We start from the raw sequence: 26,110 nt of genomic DNA, 5'->3' as shown, positions 1-26,110 counted from the left end.
CTTGAGCGAATGCGACTAACGGCGAATTGGAGTGTTTTTGGAAAAAAGGTTCAATTTTTAGACAAAAAAAACGTTAATGAAACTTAACCGTTAATCAATTGAACCTGCGTAGGAAAAACCAGCGACAATGAGCCGTCTTGAGCGAATGCGACTAACGGCGAATTGGAGTGTTTTTCCGGGAGCAGGTTCAATTTTTAGACAACTAATATTTTATGAACAAATTTTTATCAGTCTGAAAATTAAAAACCAATTGTAAATCAACCCCCCTCTCATTAAAATTACGGCTTATGGAAGTAAAAGGCAGACAACTTTTTCAACTGCTCGTTCCCCTTATGGTTGAACAGCTTTTAAACTCATTTATGGGAACAGCCGACACTGTAATGATTACAAAATGCGGTTCGGCTGCAATTTCGGCAGTTTCTCTTGTCGATTCGATAAATGTAATGATTGTTTTGATTTTTTCAGCAATGGCTACTGGCGGAGCAATTCTTTGCAGCCAATATCTCGGCAGAAAAGACATAAAACAGGCCTGTCACGCTGGCAAACAGTTAATTCTTTCTGTAACCTTTGTTTCTATCGTTGGAACTGCAATCCTAATTCTCTTTAGAAAATCAATTCTTTCGCTTATTTTTGGTTCTGTAGAAGCGGAAGTCATGGCAAAATCTGAAATTTATTTTTTTATAACAGCGCTTTCCTACCCTTTTATTGCAATTTATAATTCGGGAGCAGCAATTTTTAGGGCAGATGGTAATTCAAAACTTCCGATGGTTGTTTCTACAATTTCAAATATTCTGAATATCGTTGGAAACGCTATTTTTATTTTTGGATTTAACATGAGCGTTGCAGGAGCAGCCTTAAGCACTTTGATTTCGAGAATTTTCTGTGCAGTTGTAATTTTGATTCTGTTAAACAAGACAAAGCAACAGGTTGCGATCGATTCTTATCTTGCAAAACCTGATTTCCGCGAGATTTCTCATATTTTGAGAATCGGAATTCCTTCAGGGATTGAAAATGGAATGTTTCAATTTGGAAAACTTGCTATTCAATCTTCGGTTTCAACTCTCGGAACAGCCGCAATTGCCGCAAATGCGCTCACTTCGGTTCTTGAAAGTTTTTCAAGCCAGGCTCCAATCGGAATAGGAATTGCACTTATGACGCTTGCAGGCCAGGCTTACGGTGCAGGAAATTATAAACTTGCAGAAAAATACATTAAAAAACTCACTTTTTTCAGTTTTATTGCAGTGGCAATTTCTTCGCTTATTGTAATCGGAGTTGTAAAACCGCTCACAGTTCTTTCCGGAATGGATGCAGAAGTTGCGCTTTTGACAATACAACTTTCTGTTTTTGTGCACGCAATAAAGCCTTTTGCCTGGAGTTTTTCTTTTATTCCTCCGTACGGAATGCGTGCAACTGGAGATGTGCGTTTTCCAATGCTGGTTTCGACAGTCACAATGTGGACTTGCCGTGTCGCGCTCACGATTTTCCTTATCCGCGTACTAAAAACAGGTCCGCTTGGAGTTTGGATCGGCATGAGCAGCGACTGGGTTATCCGTTCCGTAATTTTCTTCTTCAGATTTAAATCTGGAAAATACATTCACAGAACGGCGGTATAAATTCAAAAATTTTTGATTTTTTTATCTATAAACTTTGCGGACAGTTTCTACTTTTATCATGTTTGTATGGCCGCTGTTGACTCCAACCTGTCCGCCGGTCAAAACTACTGTATCACCGATTTTAAGGTTGAGTATTTTTACGGCACGCTGAATTGCATGAAATAAAAGAACATCGAGAGAATCATATTCCTCGCACAAAAGCGGAATTACGCCCCAAGAAAGAGCCAATTTGCGGTAAACCTTTTCTGATGTCGTTGAACCGATAATCTGAACAGGCGCGCGAAAACGGCTTACCATTCTTACTGTCAAACCGCTCACAGAATTTACAACAATACACTTTGCGCCAACGTCAATTGCCATCTGACAGGTTGAATGAGAAATTGCGTCAAGAATATTGCGATTTACAAATTCCGTATAATTGAAGCGTTTTTTGTAATTTATGTGCTGCTCAGTATATTCTGCAACGCTAGACATTGTCTTAACTGCTTCGACAGGATACTTTCCAGCAGCAGATTCTCCAGAAAGCATGATTGCAGATGTTCCGTCGTAAACCGCATTTGCAACGTCAGAAATTTCGGCACGGGTCGGACGAATATTGCTAATCATAGATTCAAGCATTTCCGTTGCAATAATAACACGTTTACCGAGAAGACGGCATTTTTGTTCGATTTCTTTCTGAACGACAGGCACTTCCATAAATGGAATTTCGACGCCCAAATCTCCGCGAGCAACCATAATTCCGTCAACAACAGAACAAATTTCTTCGATATTTTCAACACCAGCACGATTTTCGATTTTTGCAATAATATCAATTTCTTTTCCGCCGTTAGCGTTTAAAAATTCACGGATATCCTGGGCATCTTTTTTTGTAGAAACAAACGATGCAGCTACAAAATCAACGTCCTGCTCAATTCCAAACAAAAGATCGCTCTTGTCCTGTTCGCTCAAAAAAGCGCTGTTTAAAAGCTTCCCAGGAAAATTCATGCTTTTTTTGTCAGAAAGTGCGCCACCAACCTTAACTTCTGTAATAACATCGTGGCCTTTTACATCGGTAACTTCGCAGATTACAAGTCCGTTATTCACAAGAATTTTGTCGCCTGGTTTTAAATCATCGGCAAATCCCTTGTAATTTACAGAAACCTTGTTTTCGTCGCCTTCGATTTCGTCAGTTGTAAAAGTAAAAGTCTGGCCTTCGTTTACGACAATTTTATGTTCTTTAAAAGTTCCGATTCTGTATTCCGGGCCTTTTGTATCAAGCATAATCGCCAGAGGAATTTTTAATTCGTTGCGAACTTCTTTAATAAGATTGATTTTCTTTAAATGCTCTTCGTGTGTTCCGTGCGAAAAATTAAGCCGGGCAACATTCATTCCAGCCTTGCACATTTCAATAAGAACTTTTTTAGTTTCGCTCGCAGGTCCAATCGTACAAATAATTTTTGTTTTGCGCATTTTTTCCACCTTTCCAAATTTTGAGCAAGTATACAGAACTTTAAGGATTTTGAAAATAGAAAAAAGGAATTTGTAAAGTTGTAGCGCATTTACCGTTAAAAAGGCAATTTGCAGCCCGGACATTAGCCAAGCCGAAGGCTGTGCGAAGCACCGCGCGTGAGCAAGTGGCGGTTGGCCGGTTTGACAAAAAAATATGCTCCGTAAATAAAAAAATCCCGGCACTTTTTTTTAACGGCCAGGATTTTTTGTAAGTTTTTATTTTTTTACAGACGGATTGTTTCGACCATGTAGCGAATACACGTGCCTGTCTTGTTTTCGACCTGCTTTTCGACTACGAACACAAAATTGCGGCCACTTTTGTCGCTGAAAATTCGGTTGATTGTATAACCTGTTACACCTTTGCGCTTTATGTCAGGATTTCCGACGATGTTGTGGCTGATCACGTTGCCGTTTTCGTCCTGTTTTTCCACTGCGATAAAAAACGAAGACTTGCAGTTTTCTCCTGTGCCTTCGACATTTTTTATCAGTTTAATATGGTAAAAAATGCTGCGTTCTGTGCTCGAACCTTCAAAATCCTTAAAAACGATTTCGCCAGTTGAAGACGGAATTTCGCGTGTAAAAAGGAGATTGTCGGCTTCTGATTTTTTTAAATTGTATTTTTTGAGAACCCAGTTTGCTTTTTTGAGGAGTTCTTCGTAAACTTCGCGGCCTGTTTTTTTTGCAGTTGCTTCCGATGGATTTGTGCGGAAAACTTCGCCATCAATCCAGTCATTTTTTTCAATATCAACGCAATAGATTTCTGCGTAGCCCTGAAAAGTTTTATCTGTTTTTCCGTATTCTGCAAAAACGTAAGTTTTGCCGTCTTCGGAAAGTCCGAGATCAACAAAAGCTGCAGCATCTCCAGCAAAAGAAAGTGAAACCGTTGCAAAAATTGTGAATAAAATCAAAAGATGCTTTTTCATTTTTTTCTCCCATTCATTGCGCATAAAAAGGCTGATTTTTGTATGCTGTCCGTGCCTGTTTTTTTAAGCGCCTGTTATGTTCTATATTTATTTTCGGATTTTTAATGCCCTCTCTTTACTTAATTTTTGTTTGCTTTTAATATTTTTTTATGACTTTAAAGACTCGCAACCGCATGATGCAGATTTTCTTTTATTTTTCGCTTGTCTGCATTGCAAGCGCCCTAGTTTTTTTTATTATAGCACTTGTAAATAAAGCTATTACTCCGCCTCCTAACCTGCGGATTCCAGCCTTTATGGAAAAAATCGGATTTTTAAAATACAGTTTTATTGCAACGATGATTTCCATTTCGCTGGTTGTTTTTTTTGCGCCGGTTACTGTTTTTTATGCGCTTAAACTTTTTGAAAACACTCAGTCAAACGAAATTATTTTTTTTCTTGCTTTTTTGACTGGCTGTCTTTGCGAAGGAGTGCGCTTTTTAACTCCGATTTTTGGTTTGTGGTCAACTTTTTCCGACCTTCTGTTTTTTTGCGGAAGAATTATTTTTATCGGACGGCTTTTGTGTCCGCTGAGTTTTCTTTTTGCGGCCCTTGCAAGTTCTGCAGAGCAACGTCAGGATATTGAACGCAATATTACGATTCTTTTTGCAATAACTGTCGTTTTTGCGATTATTGCGCCTATCAACACGGCTAGAATTAGTTCTGCGGGAACTGTCACCTGGGGATTTCCAAGACTGTTTTTTTGTTCACGGCTTGCATTTATAGCTTTGAGTTTTATTTCGTTTTGGATTATGGCAATCGAGCAAAATACTGATGAATATAAAAAAATTGCCTTTTCAATGCTGTTTATTCTTTCGGGTTATGGATTTCTGGTAATTTCGGACAACTTCGTCTTTATGATTATGGGACTTCCGCTTCTTCTTTTGGGAACGTACGGATATCTGAGAGCTTTGCATTCACTTTACATGTGGAGATAAAAAAGTTGAGAAAGTCCGCCGATTGCAACAGGAATCAGAACGTTGTCATAATCTTTTAGCGGCAATCCTTCAATCAAAGTTGCAACAAGGGCAAGAAAAAAGCACAAAATTGAATTGTTCAAGACAAAAAAACTCGAAATAAAAACTGCGGCAAAACAGGTAAGGCTTCCAGCCACGGTCTTTCCTCCAGTCAAAGGAACTTCGACCTTGCCAAATGATTTTCCTGCAAGGCTTGCAAGTCCATCGCCAAAGGCAAGAGAAAATATTCCGACTGTAGAAAAGGGTTCTTTCCAAAAAAGTGAACTCAAAACAATTCCCAAAACCAAGGTTACTGGACCAAGAACAAATTTATTGTCGTCACGTTTTCGGGCAGCAGCGACAGTTATTGAACTTATGAGCGGCACACAGACACCTTTTAGCCTTAAAATTTCAGAAATTGAATACAAAACGGCTGCACAAACAAGACAAATTATCGCTGAAATTTTGTAAAAATGAATAAAAACTGGCACAAATGCCGTACAAATATGAATTGTTTTTCGAAAAAGTTCTTTTTTGAGCGAAATAAAGTGCTTTTTTATGTCAATTCCAATTTTAGTGCAAAACATTTTCAAAATCCTGGGTTTTCAACTCTTTAGTTTTAATGGCTTTGTTCTATTTTAACACTTTTTCTCCGACCAGAGTGCGGGGAATGTCTGTATAAATTGCAGGTTCAAATTCCGCCATCGAAGCCGAAATATATTTTGAATTTTGCAGGGCAAGGTTACTTCCGCCAAGCCGAACCATCGTTTCCTGATTTCTTGTAAGAGCATCCCAGGCACGAATTGATTCGACAAAACATTCAAAACTTTTTCCGTTCATCTGGCTATTGCCGGTCTGACGAGCAATTTTATTCAAGACAACCCCAAGGTTGTTGTTTGTTTTTAAAATCATTTCTACAAGCTGAGCATCTTCTTCCTTAGCCTGAGGAAAAAGAAGCGCGTGATGTGCTTTTTCTTCGTTTAAAAGGCTTAAAAGACGGTTGTAATAACCTTGAGCCGCAAAATTGTCTCCGCGGAGAGCCAGAGTGTTTCCGGCTGCGAGCAGAAGATTTTGATCTGCATCTTTTTTTTCTAAAGCCTTTATAAAAAATGTGAGTGCATTTTCGTAATTCTGCTTGTTATAATTTATAACACCGATTCTGTAATTTACAGTCGGAGTTGAATTTTTATTTAAAACTGAATGCTCATAATTTTTTAAGGCAGCATCCATGTCACCAGAAATAAAGTATTCAATATCTCCCATATCCGCATACAAAATTCCTGTATTTAAATCGCCTTCAAGTCCATTTTTTTCGTTTTCGTTTTGGAAAAGGTCAATTCCGCGTGTGTAGGATTCCTGGGCTTTTATGTACTGGCTTAAACCCGTGTAAAGTTCGCCCAAAAGACGGCAGGCGTCGATTTCGCTGTAAACGCTTTTTTTTGTGCGGATACTGAGTTTGTCAAAACAATCAAGGGAAGCCAGAAGTTTTCTTCTTGCAGATTCAAAATTTGAATTGCGGATAAAATAACGCGCAAGATTGTAATGGGCAAGAGGATTTTTTGAATCTTTTTTTTCTGCAATATCAAGCATTGCCTTTACATCTTCAATTTTTGCACGTAAATATTCATCGGAACGGCTCAAATTTCCGTAAAGCTTGTCCAAAAGATAGCCTGAAAGCTCTGTCCAGTCTCTTGCTTCCAAAGATTTTTCGCGCGGATAAAAACGGCTTTTTAGTTCTATGACATTTTTTAATTTGTCAGTGCGAATAAAATAACGGAGCATTCTCGACATATAGAGGTCTGTAGCTCCATAAAGCTGGATCAAATCTGAATAAGTCTGTCTTGCCTGCTCATATTTTGCAAAATCTGTTTCGCCCCACTCAAGAAAAACATCGCCTAAAAGCAAAATTCCATCTGAATCGTTTATGTGCCAGTCTAAAATTTCGCGTCGTACAATTTCTTCAGAACGCTCATAGTTTGCACGGTCATAAAGTTCCATTTCCGCCCAATCGAGTCCTGCATTTTTATCGTGCTTAAAAACCCCAAGAATATTTTTGTACATTTGAGCCGCACGTTCAAACTGCTTGTGTTCGCGATAACCTTCGGCATATTTAAAAAACCATTTTTTTACAGGTTTGTATTGAACCGCATCAATAAATTTTGATTCTGACTGAGGATATTCGTTGTTTTGAAGAAGGGCGTATCCCTGTTTATAAATAATATTTGCCATTATCGGCTTGTAAACGAACAAAACACCCGCCTGAAAAAGCAGAGAAACCACAAAAGCAATCACAATTCCTGCAATCGTGCCTGGAATAATTCTGTTTTTTAACTGATATTGAAAAGACTGCTTGTATGCTTCATACTGAGAAAAAGAACGCCTCTCGTAATCCCTCGGAACATCAATCGAAATGTCGAGCATTTTTTCCAATTGAGAAGCAATCTGTCTTGCAGGCGCCTTGTTGAGAATTTTTTGAATGATTTCAAAAACAGCGTCGTCTGTAAATTCGTTTTTTACGACTAAATCTTCAATCGCAAGCCTGAGGTTGAGCGGATAGTCGGAAAGATTTTTTCTAAAAACCTCATATTCTTCTTCAGTGAGAGTGTTTTTTGGTCTTCCGTTCTTTGCCTGAGAAAAATCGACAACATCAACCTTTGGGCGTCCACTCTTGTCAAAGGCGGCAGTCTGAGTGTCCGAAAATCCAGGAATTTTAAAATCATCGTCAAGAAGAAAGTCATCGTCTGGCAAATTTTTACCGATTCCAGGCAATGCAGTTTCTGGAAATTCATCTCCACCAGAAAAAGAAACGCTTCCTGCTCCAAAATCAATATTTCCGTCGCTCCCAAGTTCTTCGATTGAGCTCGAAAAATCTTCTGCAGGAACATCGGCCGAAGCATCAACAGAACCGGACAGCCCTTTTAAAATTTCGGCAGCCGCGGTATCGTTTTCCTCTTCCGTCGTCTGAGTGCTGGAACTTTCCAAACTTGCAGAGTTTTCCGAAAAATCAGAGTTTTCTGGACTTTCCATAGAAAATGAATCAAAATCTGGCAGGCTAAAGTCGTCAGGACTGGCATTTAACCCGCCGTTTAAATTTTCATCAAAATTTTTGTCCGTTTTTTGAGATTCAGAAAGGTCAAGAGGGGTTTCAATATCCTTAATTTTATCATCAAGCTCAAAATCCGAAGAATCTGGCGTATTTTCAAGATTTTCAGCGTTTTCAAGCCCATTTTGTTCTTTTTGTGCGGAATCTCCGGCTGGCAAAGGAGAAAAACCGTCTTTTTCGACAATATCTTCCGGAAGGTCGGCATTTAAGTCGATAGCTTCGCCATTAAAAGCAAAATCGTCATCGTTTTTTGAAGAATCCGGGTCAGTTCCAAAATCCATATCGTCCGGCAAGTTCAGCATTTGCCTGTCTTCAAAACTGTCAAAATTGTCAGAATTTTTGTCTGGCTCAGAAAGATTTTCGCTAGCAGGCTCGTCAAACGGCACATTTTCCTGTTCAGCTTCGCTTTGCACGCTTTCTTCAGGAGCGGATTTTAAAAGCGCCTCCAAATCAAGATCTTCCAAAGGAATTTCTTCTGGCTCTTTTTTTTCAGGTTCATCAAGAAATTCGCTCAAATCTGGCTCATCGTCCGACTGCGAAGCATTGGCATTTAAAAGCGAGTCTAAATCTAGAGCAGCCTCGTTTTCTTGTGTCGGAGAACTTAAACTCTGCTCATTGTTTTCTTCACCAGAGTCAACGGCAGATTCAGACTCTTCAGGAGCAGCATCCATTTTTTCAGGAAGTCCGAGAACAAAATCTTCAGAATCGTCTGCTTCAGAAATTCCTTCTGGGAGAGAAACAACGGCAGGTTTTTCACCGCGCTGGGCACGAATTTTAACTTCGTCACCAACATTCTGCATATCACTGGCAAATTTCTTTAGTTGATTTAATCCCGGCATTTCGTTTTTTTACTCCAGACAAAAATTGGAAGTTTTCTCTAAAAATCCTAGAGTCCTAATTACAATTCAAGATTCTATTCTACACTCATTTTCGGAAAATCAGAACCCTTGCTTTAATAATTTGGGTGGCTTTTTTGCTCCGCAAGTTAGTTTTAAAAATCTAAACTCCGTTCAAAAAATACCGAAAATTCCAGTATGAAAAAGTTTGCTGTTTTTACATTTTTTGCATTTTTTGTTTTAATTAGCGCTTCTGCAAAAAAAGATGACCCCAAAAAAGACACTTACGATTACGACAATCTTGTAACTTCTGTAAGAGAAGTGCGTTCACCTTTGATAAGCGACGAATACATTCTCTTTACAGCAGAAAAAAACGCCCGTAACGTAGGAATTGCCTTCGATTTTGAAAATTTTAGCAAAATTCACGCATTTTCGTTGCGCAAACTTTTCGACTACGAAGGAGAACAGACAAATTCCTGGTATTTTTATGTCTTGAAAATTCCTCCAAAAACACAAAAAATTTTCTATAAACTTGTAATCGACGGACTTTGGACAATTGATCCGACGAACCCAAACACTCAATACGACTCAGAAAACGGAATAGAATTTTCGTGCATAGAAATTCCGCAGATAAAAAAGAATATAACTGAAAAAACGCCCGACGGATTTACAAAATTTACCTGTAGTTTTGAACCAGGCAAAAAAATCAGGCTGGCAGGCACATTTACAAATTGGGACAGTTGGATTTACGAAATGATCGAAACAACCCCAGGAAAATACGAAATTTACCTGCCACTACCGCCAGGAACCTACTATTACGCCTATTTTACCGGCCTAAAACAGTTTATCGACACAACAAATCCCTCAAAAGCCTACACCACCGACGGAAAAACAGTATCTTCGATTGTGGTCAAATAGAAAAAAAAACGAATATTTTTATATAAACAGGCAATTTATGGCTTAGGGATTGGAATGGTGAGCCCGTTTTGAAAAAATGGGCGAAAACAAACGCTTGCGTTTGGTCGGAGGCGTATGCCGTAGCCATGGAAAGCCCGACGGCGCTTTTGCGCCGGAAGCCCCTTTTTATAAAAGGGTCAAACTATAGTTTATTTTCAAAATCTTTTCCATATTTTCAACACTTTAAAAAAGTGATAGACTCGAAATGTTTTAGAAAGACAAAACGCAACCTTAAAAAGGTTTCTTTTTTTCTTTCAAACTTTTTTTCTTCCAAATATAAATCCGCATTCAAATCCGCGGATAAAAAACGAGGTCTAAATTATGTACCCATTTCAGAACATTGAACCAAAATGGCAAAAATTTTGGGACGAACACAAAACTTTTAAGGCTGTCGAAGACGAATCTTTTCCTAAAGAAAAACGCCGCTATATTCTTGATATGTTCCCTTACCCAAGTGGTGCGGGACTTCACGTAGGCCATCCTGAAGGCTATACAGCAACTGACATTTATTCAAGATTTTTGCGAATGAACGGCTTTAATGTGCTTCATCCGATGGGTTACGACGCGTTCGGCTTGCCTGCTGAAAATTATGCAATCAAAACAGGAACTCATCCTGCAGAAACAACTTTTAAAAACATTGCGCACTTTACAGAACAGATTAAAGCTCTCGGTTTTAGTTACGACTGGGATCGCGAAATCAAAACCTGTACTCCTGACTATTACAAATGGACTCAATGGATTTTCCTCCAGCTCTACAAAAAAGGTCTGGCTTACGAAGCTCAAACTCCAATCAACTGGTGTCCTTCGTGCATGACTGGTCTTGCAAATGAAGAAGTAAAAGAAGGTCACTGCGACCGTTGTGGCGCCCAGGTTACGCACAAGGTTATCCGTCAGTGGATTCTTAAAATTACAGCTTATGCAGACCGTCTTTTGCAGGATTTGGATGAACTCGACTGGCCAGAAAGTGTAAAAGCAATGCAACGCAACTGGATTGGACGTTCTGTCGGTGCTGAAGTTGACTTTTCCGTTGCTGACAAAGACGGAAAAGCTACTGACCAAAAACTCACAGTTTACACGACAAGATGCGACACTCTTTTTGGCGCAACTTACATGGTAGTTTCTCCTGAACATCCTTTAATCGAAAAACTTACGACAGCAGAACAAAAAGCCGCTGTTGAAAAATACTGCGATGACGCTGCAAAAAAATCTGACCTTGAACGCACTGACCTTGCAAAAACAAAAACTGGTGTTTTTTCAGGAAGCTACGCGATAAATCCTGTAAACGGAAAACTTATTCCAATCTGGGTTGCTGACTACGTTTTGATTTCTTACGGAACAGGCGCAATCATGGCAGTTCCAGCACACGACACACGCGACTGGGATTTTGCAAAAAAATTCGGACTCCCAATCATTGAAGTTTTAAAATCCGAAGTTGACGTTCAGAAAGAAGCCTGGACGCAGGACGGGATTCACGTTAATTCTGAATTTTTAGACGGTCTTAACAAAAAAGATGCGATTGCAAAAATGCTTGATTTCCTCGAAGAAAAGAAAATCGGTCACAAAGCGGTAAATTACAAGCTCCGCGACTGGGTTTTTAGTCGCCAACGTTACTGGGGAGAGCCAATTCCTCTTGTTCACTGTCCAAAATGCGGAACTGTTCCAGTTCCAGAAACAGAACTTCCTCTTGAGCTTCCAAACGTAAAAACTTATCAGCCTACAGGAACTGGCGAAAGTCCTCTTGCAGGAATTGAATCTTGGGTTAACTGCAAATGTCCAAATTGCGGAGCAGATTCAAAACGTGAGACAAACACAATGCCTCAGTGGGCAGGAAGCTGCTGGTACTACCTGCGCTATCTCGACCCGAAAGACAGTTCAAGTTTCTGTACTTCGGATAAAGAAAAATACTGGATGCCTGTAGACCTTTATGTTGGCGGAGCAGAACACGCAGTTCTTCACCTTTTATATGCAAGATTCTGGCACAAAGTTCTTTACGACTGCGGAGTTGTCTCGACAAAAGAGCCGTTTCATCGCCTTATAAACCAAGGAATGATTACTTCTTTTGCCTTCCAGAGAAAATCAAAATCTCTCGTTGCCGTTGATGCTGTAGAAGAAAAAGACGGAAAATATTACGCAAAAGACGATGGAGAAGAACTTGAGCGCGTTGTTGCAAAAATGTCAAAATCGCTCAAAAACGTCGTAAATCCTGACGAAATGATAAAAACTTACGGGGCCGACAGCGTGCGCATGTACGAAATGTTTATGGGACCGCTCACAGTTTCTAAACCGTGGAATACTCAGGGCTTAGTTGGAATCAACCGCTTCCTCGACAAAATCTGGAATTTGTCAGAAAAACCGATGAACGACATTGATATTACAGGAAAACTCGATAAAGACCTTGCTGCCCTGCGCAAAACTTACGCAAAAACCGTAAAAAAAGTAACTCAGGACACAGGCAATCTCGACTTCAACGTTGCAATCAGCCAGATGATGATTTTTGTAAACGAAGCTGCAAAATTCGACAGCCTGCCAAAAGCAATGTGGGAAGGATTTGTCCTCATGCTCTCGCCTTACGCTCCTCACCTTGGCGAAGAACTCTGGCAGAAACTCGGACACAAAGATTCAAACGCCTACGAAAAATGGCCTGAATTTAGCGAAGACTACTGCAAGGACGACACAAAAGAGTTCCCGGTTATGATAAACGGAAAACTCCGTGCCAAGTTTGAAGCCGCAGCCGACTCAGACAATGCAACACTCGAAGCCCTTGCAAAAGAAACAGACGGCTTTAAAAAGTTTACCGACGGAAAAACAGTAGCAAAAATCATTGTAGTTCCAGGAAAACTCGTAAACATCGTTGTAAAATAAAAAGTCGTCTTCGTACAGCTTCTTGCACAAAAAAAAATCTGTTTGCCTTAACGCAAACAGATTTTAGACGAACCTATCAAAGCTTATCTTCCCAAGCATCCAGGAATTCCATCATAAACTGTTGAACGTCGCCAAACCATTTTTTTTGAAATTCGCAGGCTTCAACTCCTATGTAGCGAAAATGCCAACTTTCCCAGCGATAACCTGTTATATCTTCATATCCGTGCGGAAAACTCAAACTCCAGCCGTATTTTGCGGCATTTTTGTAAACCCACTGCCCCGGAACTGTATCTGCAAAAGCGTCATCGACTGGAGCAAAATCCAAGGCCATTCCAAGCTGATGCTGGCTTGTTCCTTCGCGTGCACTTTCGCGTTCTGCTTCTTCAAGTCCGTCAACTTTTACCCAATATGCAAAAAGATTTTTCTGATATTCGTAGGAACGGTAAGTTGAACTTACAGTCAGCGTAATTCCATCATTTTTTGCAGCCTGAGCAAGAACTTTTAAAGCTTCAAAACTTTCTGGACGAAGACTCAAATTGTTTTTATTGATTGCAAATAAATCGTTTTTTTCAAGGTGAACTAAATTCTTCGGTTCATAATCAGCACCGACCGTATGCTGCTTGTCGATTAAATAAAAAGGACTTAAATCTTCCGAAGAAAAATTTTTTCTGCTTTCGAGAACGCGATGCAAATCTGCTAGAAATTCTTCAGGATTTCCATTTGGAATTACATTTTTTGCACGTTCGCTCATCGAAGAAAGAACCCTGTTCAATTTTGCAAGTTCTGAATTCTGAACCTGCAAATTTTCGGTTTCTGTAGGTTTGCTTTTTTTTTGTCCGCAAGAAACAAAAACTCCACAAAGAAACACCAAAATTGCGCACAAAGAAGAGAAAATTGATTTTTTCATAAGAGCTAAATAACCTCTGTTACTGAATGTATAAAATAGAAAGTATCGCTAAAACCTGTGTCATCTAGAGCCTGGCGCACAACTGGCGAAGGATTCATGATGTAAAGACGGTGGTCAAATTCTTCAGCTTCGTTAAATCCACCCATTATAAGACCGACTCCTGCAGAATCAATCGCTTCAACAGAAGAAAGATCAAGCACAAGGTTAGAATCGACAACAATTGTATAAACCTTGCCTTTTAATTCATCAAGAGTATAAGAATTTACGACACCGACAAGTTCATAAAGAACATAATTTGCACCGAATTTTTCAACAACTTTTAAGGCATCCATTTAGATTCTTCCTCCGTTAATTTTTATTTGCAAGACGCTTGATTACAAGAATCGAAACATCGTCATCAAGTTCTTTTGCAAGAAAATCAGCCGCAGAATTGTATATTGTGCGTGCCATTACATTTGCCATGTAGGAAGTATTTTCTGTAATCGAACGCTGGATTCGCTCTTTTCCGTAAGTTTCGCCACGGAGAGATTTTGAATCGATAAGACCGTCGGTACAGGTAACGATAACATCGCCTGGACTCAACTTTACTTTTTTTACTTTTATGAGTTTTCCAATATCCTTTGCAAAACCAAGAACACGACCTTCACCTTGAATTTCAATTACGTTGTTATAAGATTTTGTATATAAAAACAGAGCTGGAACTCCGCAGTTGATGTAATACATTGTGTCATCATTAAAATCAAGCAACGCAAAGACACCTTCAAAGAACGTTCCTTTTGGCAAATTGTACCGAATAAAACTGTTTACTTTTTCAACAAGAAGTTTAAAATCACGTGTTTCCTGCAAGTACGTGCGGATAATCGACTTAATAATTACCATGCTCATAGAAGCAGAAATTCCTTTTCCGCTCAAGTCGCCCAAAACAAAAATATGACGCGAATCAGAAAGGCGGATTAAATCGACAAATTCACCTCCAATATTGTGCGCATGTTCCATAATGTAGCCAGTATCGTATTTTGGATTTTTTATCGGATCCATATTTTCCTGAATGGAAGTAATAATCTGGCTCGACATACGGATTTCGCGGTTTACAGTTCCGACAATTGCCTGATTTGAAATATTGCGCATGTAATAACCGAATACAAAAAAGTAAGAATAGAATTTTGTAAACGTGTTAAAGTCGTAGTCAGCGTAGATGTTTCCACCAGCTTTTTGGCCAAGAGTAATAAGACCGACAATGCGACGACCTTCTGCAAGAAGAATTATGGCTTCTGAAGAAGTGTCAGAAAAAAGTTTTAACAGTTCATGTTTGTTGCGTTCAAAAAGATGTCCGTTATCAACCTGACTTTTTAAAACAACCATGCGGTTTTGGTTGAGCATTGCGTCAAAAACAGCATTTTTTATGTCGAGAGTGAGTTCTGGACTTCCATTTTGCTCATAAATCGTTTTGAGAATATTTTCGCTTTCTACAAAAACGTGCATCTGAGAAAGGCCGAGGTTATGAATAAAAATATTCTGCATATCGTGAACGATCTTTTCCGGATCTTCAGCATAATCGAGTTTAGAAAGCTGTTCTTCAAAAACTTCGGCATACTGGAAAGAGCGGAAATACTGTTTTCGCGCAAGGAATTTTGAAATTTGATAAGAAATTGTAATACAGACTACGATTACAACGCCAATTTCTAAAAAGAAGATAAAATGCGACAGGGCAAATTCTGGCCACAAACGCGGAAAGAAAATTCCAACGACAGTGGCAGGAATAAGATAGCAGGAAATAAAAGTAACAAAGACACCGACTACATATTTAAAATCATAAAGAAAGTTCTGGTGCGAATTATAAGAAAGAAGTACCTGAATAACTGCAACTGCAACAAAAACAAGAGAAGAAAACATTGGAACGCGTCCGCAAGCCTGTTTGATTACCCAAAAAGAAATCCAGCCGGCAACAAGTGCAAGCACGTTCAAAAGAGATTTTTGCATGTTAAGACGGTCATCGCGATTTTCTGCACGCAAAATCATAATTAAAACGGAAAGCGCAGGAAATCCAATCAAAAGAATTACCCTAAAAACTTCAAACCATGTTATAGGAAAATAGTTTGTAAGCTGGCCTTTAAAAAGCGGTTTAGAGTCAACACTCAAACCAAGAAATTCTGTAACGGTAATTCCGGTAACCTGAGTAAAGACAAACCATACAGAAACAAGAACCAAACCCCATTTCACCGTCTTTAAAACAGTCGGGCGGTTATAAGAAGGAAACAAAATACAATAAATGCAAAAATCAAGTGAATAAACAGTTGCCGCAATAAGCCCAAGACGGAAAAACATTAGAGGCATCCGATCAGATGCGTAAAAAGTAGACCAGAGCATAAGAGCTATTGCAACACAAGAAACTGCAAGGTAAACGCACATTGTCGTAAGAGGATTATTTACGTTTTCTGCAGAACGATGATCGATATAAAATGCAAGACCAACGGCAAAAGCGGCCATTACAAGGTTTAGAACAACATAAATCATAACAATTTCTCCCATAAAAAGTCAAAATTAAAACTTCAGTTTTAATTTTAACTTTTTAAGTTGTTTCGCAACGAACTGAGAAACAACCGATGATAAAAAAGTTTGCAACGCAAACTTTTTAAGATAAAAACAGACGCCATTTTCGTCTGTTTTTATCTTACCTCCTTAACCCTAGCCCTGAAGTTTTGCAACAAGCATTGTAAGGTCATCGTGAAGGCGAGTATCTGCGTTATAACTAAAAACAAGATCCGTAATATCTTTTATGAAATCGCGTGGCTCTTTAGAAGCACTTTTTTTAATCGTATCGGTAAATAACTGGGTATCGCCCAATTCAACCTTGTCCGCATTCATAACTTCCGAAACTCCGTCACTTGCCATCATGATAAGATCGCCAGAAAAAAGACGCTGTTCGCTTACTTCAACTTCGTCAATAGGAATAATTCCTACAATCGGACAGTTTGAAGAAAGAGATTTAATTCTATAACCGTCCGGAGAACGGGTTACAATAATCGGATCGGACATAGAAGCGTTCACATAGCGAATTGTCATTTTTTGAGTGTCGATAATTCCAATGAACAAAACAGTATATTTATCCTGAAGGTGCATATCCTTAATGGATTTGTCGATTGCCATAATCATGCCCGGCAAATCTTCCTTGTTTTCCTTGATTTTTACGGTATTCATTACAAGTCCCATGACAAGGGCTGCGGCAAGACCTTTTCCAGAAACGTCGCCAAGCATTACAAGAGTTTTGTGCTCATCAATCGGAAGAACCGTATAATAGTCTCCCGAAACGTTTATCAGCGGACGGAAATATGCGGCAAGTTTAACCCTCTCAACTTCCGGCATTCTCTGCGGCAAAAAGGCGCGCTGAGTTTCTGCAAGCTGTTCCCATTCTTTTGAAAGTTCAGAAATTTCAGAAAGGCTGGAAATAGTTTCTGCACGCAACTGAAAACGTCCCAATTCTTCGTAAAGCCTTGGAAAAACTTCCATATCAAAATATTTTGTGTAACGACAAAAAACAAAAAAATGAAATCCTTTAGACGAAATAAAAAAACCACGCGACTTACGGCTTTTAGAAACAATACCAAAATTGTCGCCCAAAAAGAAAGTCCCTTCTTCCCAGTCAATTGAATAATTTCTTTCGAGCAAATCCATTCTCGCAGGATCTGAACTAAGCCGGTTTGGAGAATTATAAAGAACGTAATTTGTCATACGGTTAATGTACAAAACAGAACAGTCGGCCTTTACTTCCAAAACATCTGCAATCAAGTTATAAAAATCTTCCATTGAATAACACAGACGCAGCTTATCGGTAAATTCCGTCAAAAAAGCAGTTTCCCCGCTTCTCATCGTGCTTTTTTCAAGATGCAGACGAACCATCGAATAAAGCGTACTTGCAATCATGATTAAAACACAGAACAAAACCGCAGTTACGGTCGTAGGAAAAGTATTTGAATAATCAACAAAGTCGTTAATTTTAGTCTGTGGCACAAGAAAAACAGCCAGAGAAAGAAATATCAACGAAAGAAGAATATAAACCAGAGTAAGACCAATTCGTCTACGAGCTTTAAACATACAACCCTCTTTTCGACCAGACAAAAAGCCCAGAGTTTCTATTTAATTACAGAGCAACCTCAAAATGTAAATTTTTAGAGGCTTTCTATCGTCAGTATCGGCAGATTCTTACAGAATCATAACTTACACAAGCATCGATTTTGGAATTTTATAAACTGAACCGCAGTTATGACAGACAATTTCCAATGGATCAGGATCGTTTGCAAGAATATCGGCAAGTTCGTTTTTTGGAAGAGCCTTTATCTGCCGTGCATAATACTCTGCGCTACAAGGACAGTCAAAAATAATTTCGCGACTTAAAACTGCAGTCGGCTTAAATTCTCTGAAAAGTCCGTAAATCACGTCTTCCATGTCGCCGCCGTCGCTAAACCATTTTCCAATTGACGGCATTGCGCTAAAGGCATTTTCAACCCTCATAAGAAGTTTTTCATCTTCATCATCTTTTGAATCAATATCGTTTTCAACCTGCTCAGTTTTTATAGAAGATTTTCCGCCTGCCTTTGGAAGAGCCTGAAGAAACATTCCTCCTGCTCCAATTACGCGTCCCTGTCTGTCAAACTGAATGCTAGTGTTAAAAGCGGTGTGAATCTGCTCACTCTGAGCAAAATAATGAGTCAAATCCTTTGCAATATTTTTGTAGAGAATTTCTGTCATTCCAACCTGCGGAGTCTTCATTCCCTCTCCCATTCTTCGGACAGTCAAAGTTCCTTCTCCAAAAAATGGAGCAAGATCCCAGTTTTCAAGAGGTTTTTCGACAGGAATTGGATTTTGAAGCAAATGTCCACGCACATATCCAGAAGAATCCGCTTCAACACCAAAACCAACAGCAGGACCGTTAGACTCGTAGTGAAGAGAAACGTGTTCCCTGCCTTTCATCGTAGGAATCATAAGCGCTGCACAAAGTTCAGCCTGACCAAGCACGAGAGTTTCAAGGATTCCCAGGTGCTGGTTGGCGCGCATTTGGTTTACGAGTTGGGTTCCATTCAAAAAAGCGCCACGCACTCGGCCGTCAGCCATAACAAAAATAGTCATTTCGTCTTTGTGAATAGACTGCAAATGTTTTAACAATTCTTCATCTTTTATTTCTTCTCTAATCATAAGATGTATTATATCAAGAACGAATTTCTTCCGCATCACAGAACAGGTAAAAAACATTCGGTTTAAATAAAATCAAAACATTTTTTTAGCAGTTTTTTCAAATAACTTTTTATAAAAACTTCAAAGTCTTCAAAAAAGTGATACACTATAAAATAATGAGGTAACTTTTATGCTTAACACCACCAACAACATGGCAATTCTTAAAAAAAATATACTTGCCGAAATTGTAAAATTGCAGTTAGAAGGAAAGCTTTCAGATTCAAAAACAGTCAGCCAGATTGAACTTATTCCAGAAAAAGTTGTTCCAGACGGAACAATTCCTGTTACAGGCTCGCTCGAAAACGACAGGAGCATTGTCCGCGCCCGCATCGTTGCAGACCTCGGATTTTCACTCGAAGACTACACCCCTCAAAAACCGCTCGCAGATTACGTAAATCAGGCATTCGGTCGCCAAAAACCAACCTGGCCGGTTTTAACAATGTACAAAAACGCCTGCAATGCTTGTGCAAAACCTCATCACTTTGTGACAGACGCCTGCCAGGCCTGTCTTGCCCGTCCATGCAAAATGAACTGCCCGCGTCAGGCTATTGAAGTTACCAGCAGGGCAAAAATCGACACTTCAAAATGTATAAACTGCGGTCTCTGCCTAAAAAATTGTCCATACCACGCAATTATAAAAACAGTCCTTCCCTGTGAAGAAGCCTGCCCGGTCGGAGCAATTACAAAAGATTCGGAAGGAAGAGAACAAATCGACTACGAAAAATGTATTTTCTGCGGAAAATGCATGGCAAACTGTCCGTTCGGAGCAATGATGGCAAAATCCCAGCTTTTTGACGTTATAAAAAACATAATGGAAGGCAAAAAAGTAGTCGCCATGTACGCGCCTGCAATCGGAGCACAGTTTAAGGGCCTAAAATCTGGACAACTCGACGGCGCTCTTTTAGAAGCAGGATTTAGCAAAGTCTGGGAAGTTGCCGCTGGAGCAGACATGACAGCCGACAACGAAGCCGAAGAGTTTTCAGAAAGAATGGAAAACGGAAACAAAATCATGACAACAAGCTGCTGCCCGGCCTATGTGCGCGCCGTTCAAATCCATATTCCTCAGTTGGCAAAATGTGTTTCCGAAACAAAATCTCCAATGATTTACACAGCCCTGCTTGCTAAAAAAGCCGATCCAGACTGCGTTACAGTTTTTGTCGGTCCTTGTCTTGCAAAAAAACGCGAAGGCATGGATTCGGACTCGGTGGATTACGTTCTTACAGTTGACGAAATAAATGCTCTCTTTGCAGCAAAGCAAATTGAACCTTCAAAAGCCCCAGAAAAACCAGGAAAATACGTTCCTACAGTTTCCGGCAGAAATTTTGCAAAAACCGGTGGCGTTGCACAGAGCGTAAAAATTCGCCTCAAAGACCAGTCAATTCTCCACCCTCTCGTAATCAACGGACTAACAAAAGACCAAATAAAAATTCTTTCAAATTACGGCAAAATCAGCGCAGGAGAGCTTCCTCAGCCAGAAAACTGCCCTAATTTAATCGAAGTTATGGCCTGCGAAGGAGGCTGCATTGCAGGACCAGGAGTAATTACAAACCCAAATCTAGGCAACGGACTTTTAACGCTTTATGCAAATTCCGGCTCAAAACCAGATGCAGACGGAATTCCGAAAAAGGCCGACATAGAAAAAATCGCAAAAGAGCAAATTTAAAATCTGGACGAAGACTTCCTAAAATATGCACATTTTTTGCTCCGAAGTTCTAGCCCAGTCAAAAACCGGCTTTTCGCGGTTCCGCTTCCGCTGCATTTTAAGGCGTCGTTTTCGCAAAAGCGCAACCGCCGCCTTAAAACGCCTTGCGCCGCTACAATCCGGCGTACATTTACGGAGTTTTTTATGAAAATATTCAAAATTCTAAATTCTCAAAAAATAAAAAAAATTCTGACAGTTTCAGTTATTTTAATATCAGTTTTTTCAACATTTGCAAAACAAAAACAAGTGCGCATAGGAATTCTAAACGGACCTTCTGCAATTCCCTGCGCTTATTTAATAGAAAACAAAAGCAGTTCCGAAGTCAAAAACCTCGCCTTTGAAAACTGCGCTTCTGTTCAAACCGAACTTCCAAAACTCTTAAAAGGAGAACTCGACATAGGTTTTCTTCCGCCAAACATTGCAGCAAAAGTGTTTAATTCTTCAAATAAAAAAATTGTCTGCCTTGGAGTTACAGGAAACGGAAACCTTTATCTTCTCTCAAAAACAAGTTTTCCGCAAAATTTTTCTCTGGAATCGCTCAAAGGAAAAACAGTTCAATGCGCAGGACAAGGCGCGACTCCCGAATTCATTTTTAAATATCTGCTTTCAAAAAACGGACTGCAAAATCAGGTAAATCTGGATTTTTCAATTCCCAACGCAAACATCGCCGCAGCCTTAATCTCAGACAAAATCGAATTTGCTCTCGTTCCAGAACCTTTTGCAACCGTTGCTCAAGAAAAATCTCCGCAGGTTAAACGCATTTTAAATATTCAAGCAGAATACGAAAAACTTACAGAAAAAACTTTTCCAATGACGCTTTTAGTTGCAAATGCAGATTTTGCAAAAAACAACAAAAAACTCATAAAAAAAATTGCCGCTCTCTACGCAAAATCAAACGAATGGACTGTAAAAAATCCAAAAGAAGCTGGAATTCTTGCAGAAAAAGCAAATTTGGGTTTAAAAGCGGCTGTTGCAGAAAAGTCAATTCCGAACGCAAATTTTATCTGGCAGGATTCGCTGACAGCAAAAAAGCAAATTGAATCAATTCTTTCTGTTTTTTTGCAGGAATCTCCGCAGTCAATCGGGGGAAAACTTCCTGACGACGATTTTTATTTTTCTCTAAAATGAACAAAAAAACTTTAAATTTAATTTCGATCCTGACCTTCGCATTTTTGTGGCAAATTTTTGCCGTTCTTGCAAAAACCCCTCTCGTTTTTCCGACATTTACGGCAACAGTTTTTAAACTTTTTGAACTGTGCGCAACACAAGAGTTTTGGCAGAGCACGCTTTTTTCTTCGCTCCGCGTCTTTGCAGGATTTTTTATCTCTGTTTTTTTGGGAATTATTGCCGGAGTTCTTTCTGGAATTTTTCCGCTTTTTAAAACATTTATAGCTTTTCCACTTTCCGTGATTCGTTCAGTTCCGGCAGTTTCGTTTATTTTACTCGCAGTTTTTGTATTTAATTCGGACTTTGTACCAGTTTTTAGCGCAGTTTTAATGGCTTTTCCGGTTATGACCGCTGCTGTAAGTTCAGGACTTGATTTTAACGAAGATGACAAAAAACTTTTTTTTATGGCAAAAGTCTTTAAACTCAAAAAGTCTCAAAAAATCCGTTTTATCGTCCTTCCAAAACTCCAGAATTTTATCGAAAGCGGAATCTTTTCAACTTTTGGAATGAGCTGGAAAGTTGTCGTCGCCGCAGAAGTTTTGAGTATTCCCAAAAAAGCACTCGGAGCAGTTTTGCAAAATGCGCAGATTCAACTCGAAAGCTCAACTCTTCTTGCAACGACAATTATGCTCGTTTTTCTTTCGTTCGCATTTGAAAAAATTTTGCATAAAGCGTTTCGCAGACTTTTTTTAACCCTGACTTCTCCAGATTTTTCAAAAAAAATATCAAAAAACAAAAAAACAGAATATTTTCAAAAAAAATCTTGCGAAAAACTTAAATCCGAACAGAATTCAGATTCTGTCAAAATCAAAAACCTTACGATAAAAAAAGGCAATAAACTTTTATTTGAAAATTTCAATTATGAATTCAAAAAAAATAAAATTACGGCAATTCTCGCACCAAGCGGAAGCGGAAAAACAACGCTTTTAACGCAAATTGCGCTTACAAATCCAGAAGTTTCTTTTTTGTTCCAGGAACCGCGGCTTTTGCCTTCTCTCACAGTTTTTCAAAACGTTTTTCTGTCACTTTTTAATATTTACAAAGCAAAAAAAGCAGAAGAAATTGCAGAAAAATATTTAAAAGCCACAGAATTATTTGAGCGCAGGGACGAAAAAACTCAGAATTTGAGTGGCGGCGAAAAACAGAGAATTGCAATGGCTCGCGCGTTCGCTTTTCCGTCAAAAATTTTACTTTTGGACGAAGCTTTTCAGTCGCTGGACGAAAAAATCAAAAAAAACCTCGAACAAACCCTAAAAAAACTCTTGAGCGAAAGTCCAAAAACCGTAATTTTTGTAACGCACGAAAAATCCGAAGCAAAGGAAATTGCAGACATAACAATCGAAATGGAAGGCGAACCTTTAAAAATCAGTTCAAGTTTTTCTTAATAACATTTATACTCTAACGGGAAAATTTAATTTTAAGGTAAAAAACGAATGACAAATTTTATTGACGAAAACACAGTTTTTATTTTGGACAGTTACGGTTTAATTTTTAGAGAATATTATGCTTTTTTTAGCCGTCCGCTAACGGATTCAAAAGGACAGAACATAAGCGCCGTTTTTGGTTTTTTTAGAAATTTAAGCATTTTAATAAAGAATTTTAAACCAAAGTATTTTATTGCGGCAATGGACAGCCGGACGCCGACTTTTAGACATCTTGCCTACAAAGATTACAAGGCAACAAGACAAAAAACTCCAGAAGATTTAAAAGCGCAGTTTCCAATGATTGAAGAATGCTTAAAAGCGCTTGGAATTCCAGTTTTGAGAGTCGATGGTTACGAAGCAGACGATGTAGTTGCAACAATTGCAAGACAGTGCGACAAAAAAGGACAGCATTGTCTAATTTTGAGTGCGGACAAAGATTTGCAGCAACTCACAAACCAAAATATCCACATGCTGAAGCCGGACAAGGTAAAAACCTGGGTAGAAGCAGATGCTCAGGATGTCGAAAACGAATGGGGCTTAAAACCAGAAAAAATACTTGATCTTTTAAGCCTTACCGGCGACAGCGCGGACAATGTTCCTGGAGTAAAAGGAGTCGGTCCAAAAACTGCGGTAAAACTTTTAAACGAATACGGAAGCCTCGAAAAAATTTACGAAAACGCTGACTCGATAAAAGGAAGCATTGGCGAAAAAATCCGTTCAGACAAAGAAAACGCCTTTCTTTCAAAAAAACTGATTACTCTTGAAGAAAATGTTCCGATTGAAGAACTAAAGCCAGAATGCGAAGACTGCCTTGAAAGGTTCAACATAGAAAAACTTAATTTGGAAGAGTTTTGCAGCGAAATGATAAAACGCGAACTTCCGGCTCTGGCAAAAACTTATTCTGAACTCAGCGGAAAAACAACAAAAACCGAGAAAACTTCTCAAAAAAGCGAAAAAGTTTCCGAACCAAAAGAGCAATTTTCGCAGGTTGCAACGGAAATCAAAAAAAATGAGGGCGATTATTCCGCCTGTACAGATTTGCAGACATTAAAAAATTTTGTGGACGAAGCGATTAAAACAGGAACAGTCGCTTTTGACACAGAAACCGACAGCCTCAACACACGCGAAGCAAATTTGGTGGGATTTTCTCTTGCGTACAAAAAAGGAAGCGGAATTTACGTTCCTTTGATTTTGAACGAAGATCCTCTCTTTGCTCCGCCAATAATCTCAAAAAAAGACGCATTTGAACAGTTAAAACGAGTATTTTTTTCGGAAACGACCGTCGTTATGCACAATGCAAAGTTTGACATTGAAGTGCTTTTTTGTAACGGACTTAATCTTTTGGGAAAAAATGCGTTAGGGATCGTCGCGAGCGCCCCCGTCGAGCAAGAGCCCGACCCGGCGCAAAGCGCCGGGGAACGCCCAAATTTTAAACTTTGCGACACTATGGTTGCCGCCTGGCTTTTGGAACCTGACAGGACTGGAAAATCTCCTTTTGCGCTGGAAACTTTGGCGGAACAAAAACTAGGACTTAAGGGCACGGAGTTTGAAGAAATTGTCGGCAAAGACCAGACTTTTGCAGATGTTAAAATCGACGTTGCGGCAAAATACGGCGCGGAAGATTCTGATTTTACGCTACAGCTTTGGCAACTTTTTGAAAATGAGTTAAAAATCTCAAACCTCTGGGAACTTTTTGAAAAAATGGAAATGCAGGTTCTTCCGGTTCTTGCAAAAATGGAAATCGACGGAATTCATTTGGATTCTGAGTGTCTTGCAAACTACGCAACTGAACTAAAAACCCAGATTTTAAAGGCAGAAAAAGAAATTTACGCTCAGGTCGGACACGAATTCAATATTGCTTCGCCAAAACAGTTGAGCGCGGTTCTTTTTGACGAAAGAAAACTCAAACCGGGCAAAAAAACAAAGACCGGATACTCGACGGACACGGATGTCTTGGAATCTTTGCGCGAATTTGACTGCGTTCCGGGAATGATTTTGGATTATCGGGCAAAGGCAAAACTTCTTTCAACCTATGTTGAAACTTTGCCGCAAATGGCAGATTCGTCTGGAAGAGTTCACACAAATTTTATGCAGACTGGAACTGCAACAGGAAGACTTTCTTCAAAAGACCCGAATTTGCAGAATATTCCGGTCCGCTCGGAAGAAGGGCGAAAAATTCGTTCGGCTTTTACAGCGCCTCAGGGAAAAGTCTTGATTTCGGCAGATTATGCTCAGATTGAACTTGTAATTCTCGCCCATTTAAGCGGAGATGAAAACTTGTGCAAGGCGTTCAACGAAGGAACCGATGTGCACAAGTCGACAGCCGCTCTGATTTACGGACTTCCGATGGAAAGCGTGACGGCAGAAATGCGTCGAAATGCAAAAACCCTCAACTTCGGTTTAATGTACGGAATGGGCGCTTTTTCGCTGGCAAAGGACTTGAAAATTTCAAGAACCCAGGCCGCAGAATTTATTGCAAACTATTTTATGGTCTATTCGGGCGTGCGGAATTTCTTTGACAAAAACGTTGAACAGGCAGAAAAAAACGGTTTTATCGAAACGATTATGGGACGCAGACGGTGGATCCGCGGAATAAATTCCGCCAACAAAATGGAAAAAGAAGGCGCAATCCGCATTGCAAAAAACAGTCCAATTCAAGGAAGTGCGGCTGATATTGTAAAAAAAGCGATGATTGACGTTTCTAAGGCGCTCGAAGAAAATCCGACAGGCGCAAGACTTTTGCTTCAGGTTCACGACGAATTGATTTTTGAATGTCCAGAAGGTCAAAAGCCGGTAAGCGACACAATCGCCCTTATAACCGAAAAAATGGAACACGCAGTTCAGCTGAACGTTCCTTTGAGAGTGAGCGTAGAAAGCGGAAAAACCTGGGGCGAATTCCACTAATTT

17 protein-coding genes are annotated in these 26,110 nt (G+C 39.4%); 8 read left to right on the top strand and 9 right to left on the bottom strand.

Translation table 11 applies throughout. The features are described 5' to 3' along the window. Window positions 1–287: 287 nt before the first annotated feature. Entirely contained in the window at window positions 288–1,613 is a 1,326-nt protein-coding gene (locus ACT6XC_RS06490; RefSeq protein ID WP_443738681.1) for an MATE family efflux transporter, read from the top strand. Between the two features lie 21 nt (window positions 1,614–1,634). Here the strand turns inward: ACT6XC_RS06490 and pyk are convergent, their stop codons facing one another. Both pyk and ACT6XC_RS06480 read right to left on the bottom strand, forming a co-directional pair. Next, on the bottom strand, window positions 1,635–3,062 hold the full coding sequence (pyk, locus tag ACT6XC_RS06485; protein WP_443738682.1) for a pyruvate kinase: 1,428 nt from the start codon (window positions 3,060–3,062) through the stop codon (window positions 1,635–1,637). A 263-nt stretch (window positions 3,063–3,325) separates the two neighbouring features. Then, on the bottom strand, window positions 3,326–4,024 hold the full coding sequence (locus ACT6XC_RS06480; RefSeq protein ID WP_443741230.1) for a DUF2259 domain-containing protein: 699 nt from the start codon (window positions 4,022–4,024) through the stop codon (window positions 3,326–3,328). Window positions 4,025–4,173: 149 nt separating this feature from the next. Between ACT6XC_RS06480 and ACT6XC_RS06475 the strand changes: the two genes are divergently transcribed. Next, window positions 4,174–4,998: a hypothetical protein gene (locus tag ACT6XC_RS06475; protein ID WP_443741229.1), complete on the top strand. Its 825-nt coding sequence runs from the start codon at window positions 4,174–4,176 to the stop codon at window positions 4,996–4,998. On the opposite strand, the gene ACT6XC_RS06470 is transcribed toward ACT6XC_RS06475, so the two are convergent. Both ACT6XC_RS06470 and flcA read right to left on the bottom strand, forming a co-directional pair. Next, window positions 4,983–5,603 (bottom strand): diacylglycerol/polyprenol kinase family protein, encoded by a 621-nt coding sequence (locus ACT6XC_RS06470; RefSeq protein WP_443741228.1) that lies wholly within the window; start codon window positions 5,601–5,603, stop codon window positions 4,983–4,985. The genes ACT6XC_RS06475 and ACT6XC_RS06470 overlap by 16 nt on opposite strands. A 46-nt stretch (window positions 5,604–5,649) precedes the next feature. After that, window positions 5,650–8,958 carry a periplasmic flagellar collar protein FlcA gene (gene flcA / locus ACT6XC_RS06465; protein ID WP_443741227.1) on the bottom strand — a complete coding sequence of 1,103 codons (3,309 nt, stop codon included), beginning with the start codon at window positions 8,956–8,958 and terminating at the stop codon, window positions 5,650–5,652. Between the two features lie 195 nt (window positions 8,959–9,153). Between flcA and ACT6XC_RS06460 the strand changes: the two genes are divergently transcribed. Both ACT6XC_RS06460 and leuS read left to right on the top strand, forming a co-directional pair. Further along, window positions 9,154–9,873, top strand: coding sequence for an isoamylase (locus ACT6XC_RS06460; RefSeq protein ID WP_443738687.1), 720 nt, complete (start codon window positions 9,154–9,156; stop codon window positions 9,871–9,873). Window positions 9,874–10,233: 360 nt separating this feature from the next. Beyond that, entirely contained in the window at window positions 10,234–12,774 is a 2,541-nt protein-coding gene (leuS, locus tag ACT6XC_RS06455; protein WP_443741226.1) for a leucine--tRNA ligase, read from the top strand. 76 nt (window positions 12,775–12,850) lie between these two features. On the opposite strand, the gene ACT6XC_RS06450 is transcribed toward leuS, so the two are convergent. From ACT6XC_RS06450 to ACT6XC_RS06430, 5 genes are all read right to left on the bottom strand, one after another. Continuing rightward, window positions 12,851–13,681: a M15 family metallopeptidase gene (locus tag ACT6XC_RS06450; RefSeq protein WP_443741225.1), complete on the bottom strand. Its 831-nt coding sequence runs from the start codon at window positions 13,679–13,681 to the stop codon at window positions 12,851–12,853. 5 nt (window positions 13,682–13,686) lie between these two features. Further along, a complete protein-coding gene (locus tag ACT6XC_RS06445; protein ID WP_078931429.1) occupies window positions 13,687–14,013 on the bottom strand; it encodes an STAS domain-containing protein in 327 nt (108 codons plus the stop codon). 16 nt (window positions 14,014–14,029) lie between these two features. Further along, complete coding sequence (locus ACT6XC_RS06440; RefSeq protein WP_443741224.1) at window positions 14,030–16,195, bottom strand: PP2C family protein-serine/threonine phosphatase; 2,166 nt, start codon at window positions 16,193–16,195, stop codon at window positions 14,030–14,032. A gap of 171 nt (window positions 16,196–16,366) precedes the next feature. Next, complete coding sequence (locus ACT6XC_RS06435; RefSeq protein ID WP_443741223.1) at window positions 16,367–17,773, bottom strand: PP2C family protein-serine/threonine phosphatase; 1,407 nt, start codon at window positions 17,771–17,773, stop codon at window positions 16,367–16,369. Between the two features lie 123 nt (window positions 17,774–17,896). Then, window positions 17,897–18,871 carry an Hsp33 family molecular chaperone HslO gene (locus ACT6XC_RS06430; RefSeq protein ID WP_443738085.1) on the bottom strand — a complete coding sequence of 325 codons (975 nt, stop codon included), beginning with the start codon at window positions 18,869–18,871 and terminating at the stop codon, window positions 17,897–17,899. A 169-nt stretch (window positions 18,872–19,040) separates the two neighbouring features. On the opposite strand from ACT6XC_RS06430, the gene ACT6XC_RS06425 reads away from it, so the two are divergent. The 4 genes from ACT6XC_RS06425 to polA all read left to right on the top strand — a co-directional run bounded on the left by ACT6XC_RS06425 (window position 19,041) and on the right by polA (window position 26,107). Further along, entirely contained in the window at window positions 19,041–20,573 is a 1,533-nt protein-coding gene (locus ACT6XC_RS06425; RefSeq protein ID WP_443741222.1) for a monomeric [FeFe] hydrogenase, read from the top strand. Window positions 20,574–20,756: 183 nt separating this feature from the next. Next, entirely contained in the window at window positions 20,757–21,740 is a 984-nt protein-coding gene (locus ACT6XC_RS06420; protein ID WP_443741221.1) for an ABC transporter substrate-binding protein, read from the top strand. Next, complete coding sequence (locus ACT6XC_RS06415; protein WP_443741220.1) at window positions 21,737–23,164, top strand: ATP-binding cassette domain-containing protein; 1,428 nt, start codon at window positions 21,737–21,739, stop codon at window positions 23,162–23,164. Before ACT6XC_RS06420 ends, ACT6XC_RS06415 begins: the two co-directional genes overlap by 4 nt. A gap of 48 nt (window positions 23,165–23,212) precedes the next feature. Beyond that, complete coding sequence (gene polA / locus ACT6XC_RS06410) at window positions 23,213–26,107, top strand: DNA polymerase I (protein ID WP_443741219.1); 2,895 nt, start codon at window positions 23,213–23,215, stop codon at window positions 26,105–26,107. The last annotated feature ends 3 nt before the right edge of the window (window positions 26,108–26,110 follow it).

It is taken from the genome of Treponema berlinense (genome assembly GCF_052273165.1).
Lineage (GTDB): Bacteria > Spirochaetota > Spirochaetia > Treponematales > Treponemataceae > Treponema_D > Treponema_D berlinense_A.
This window is presented reverse-complemented; position numbering and strand designations above follow the sequence as displayed.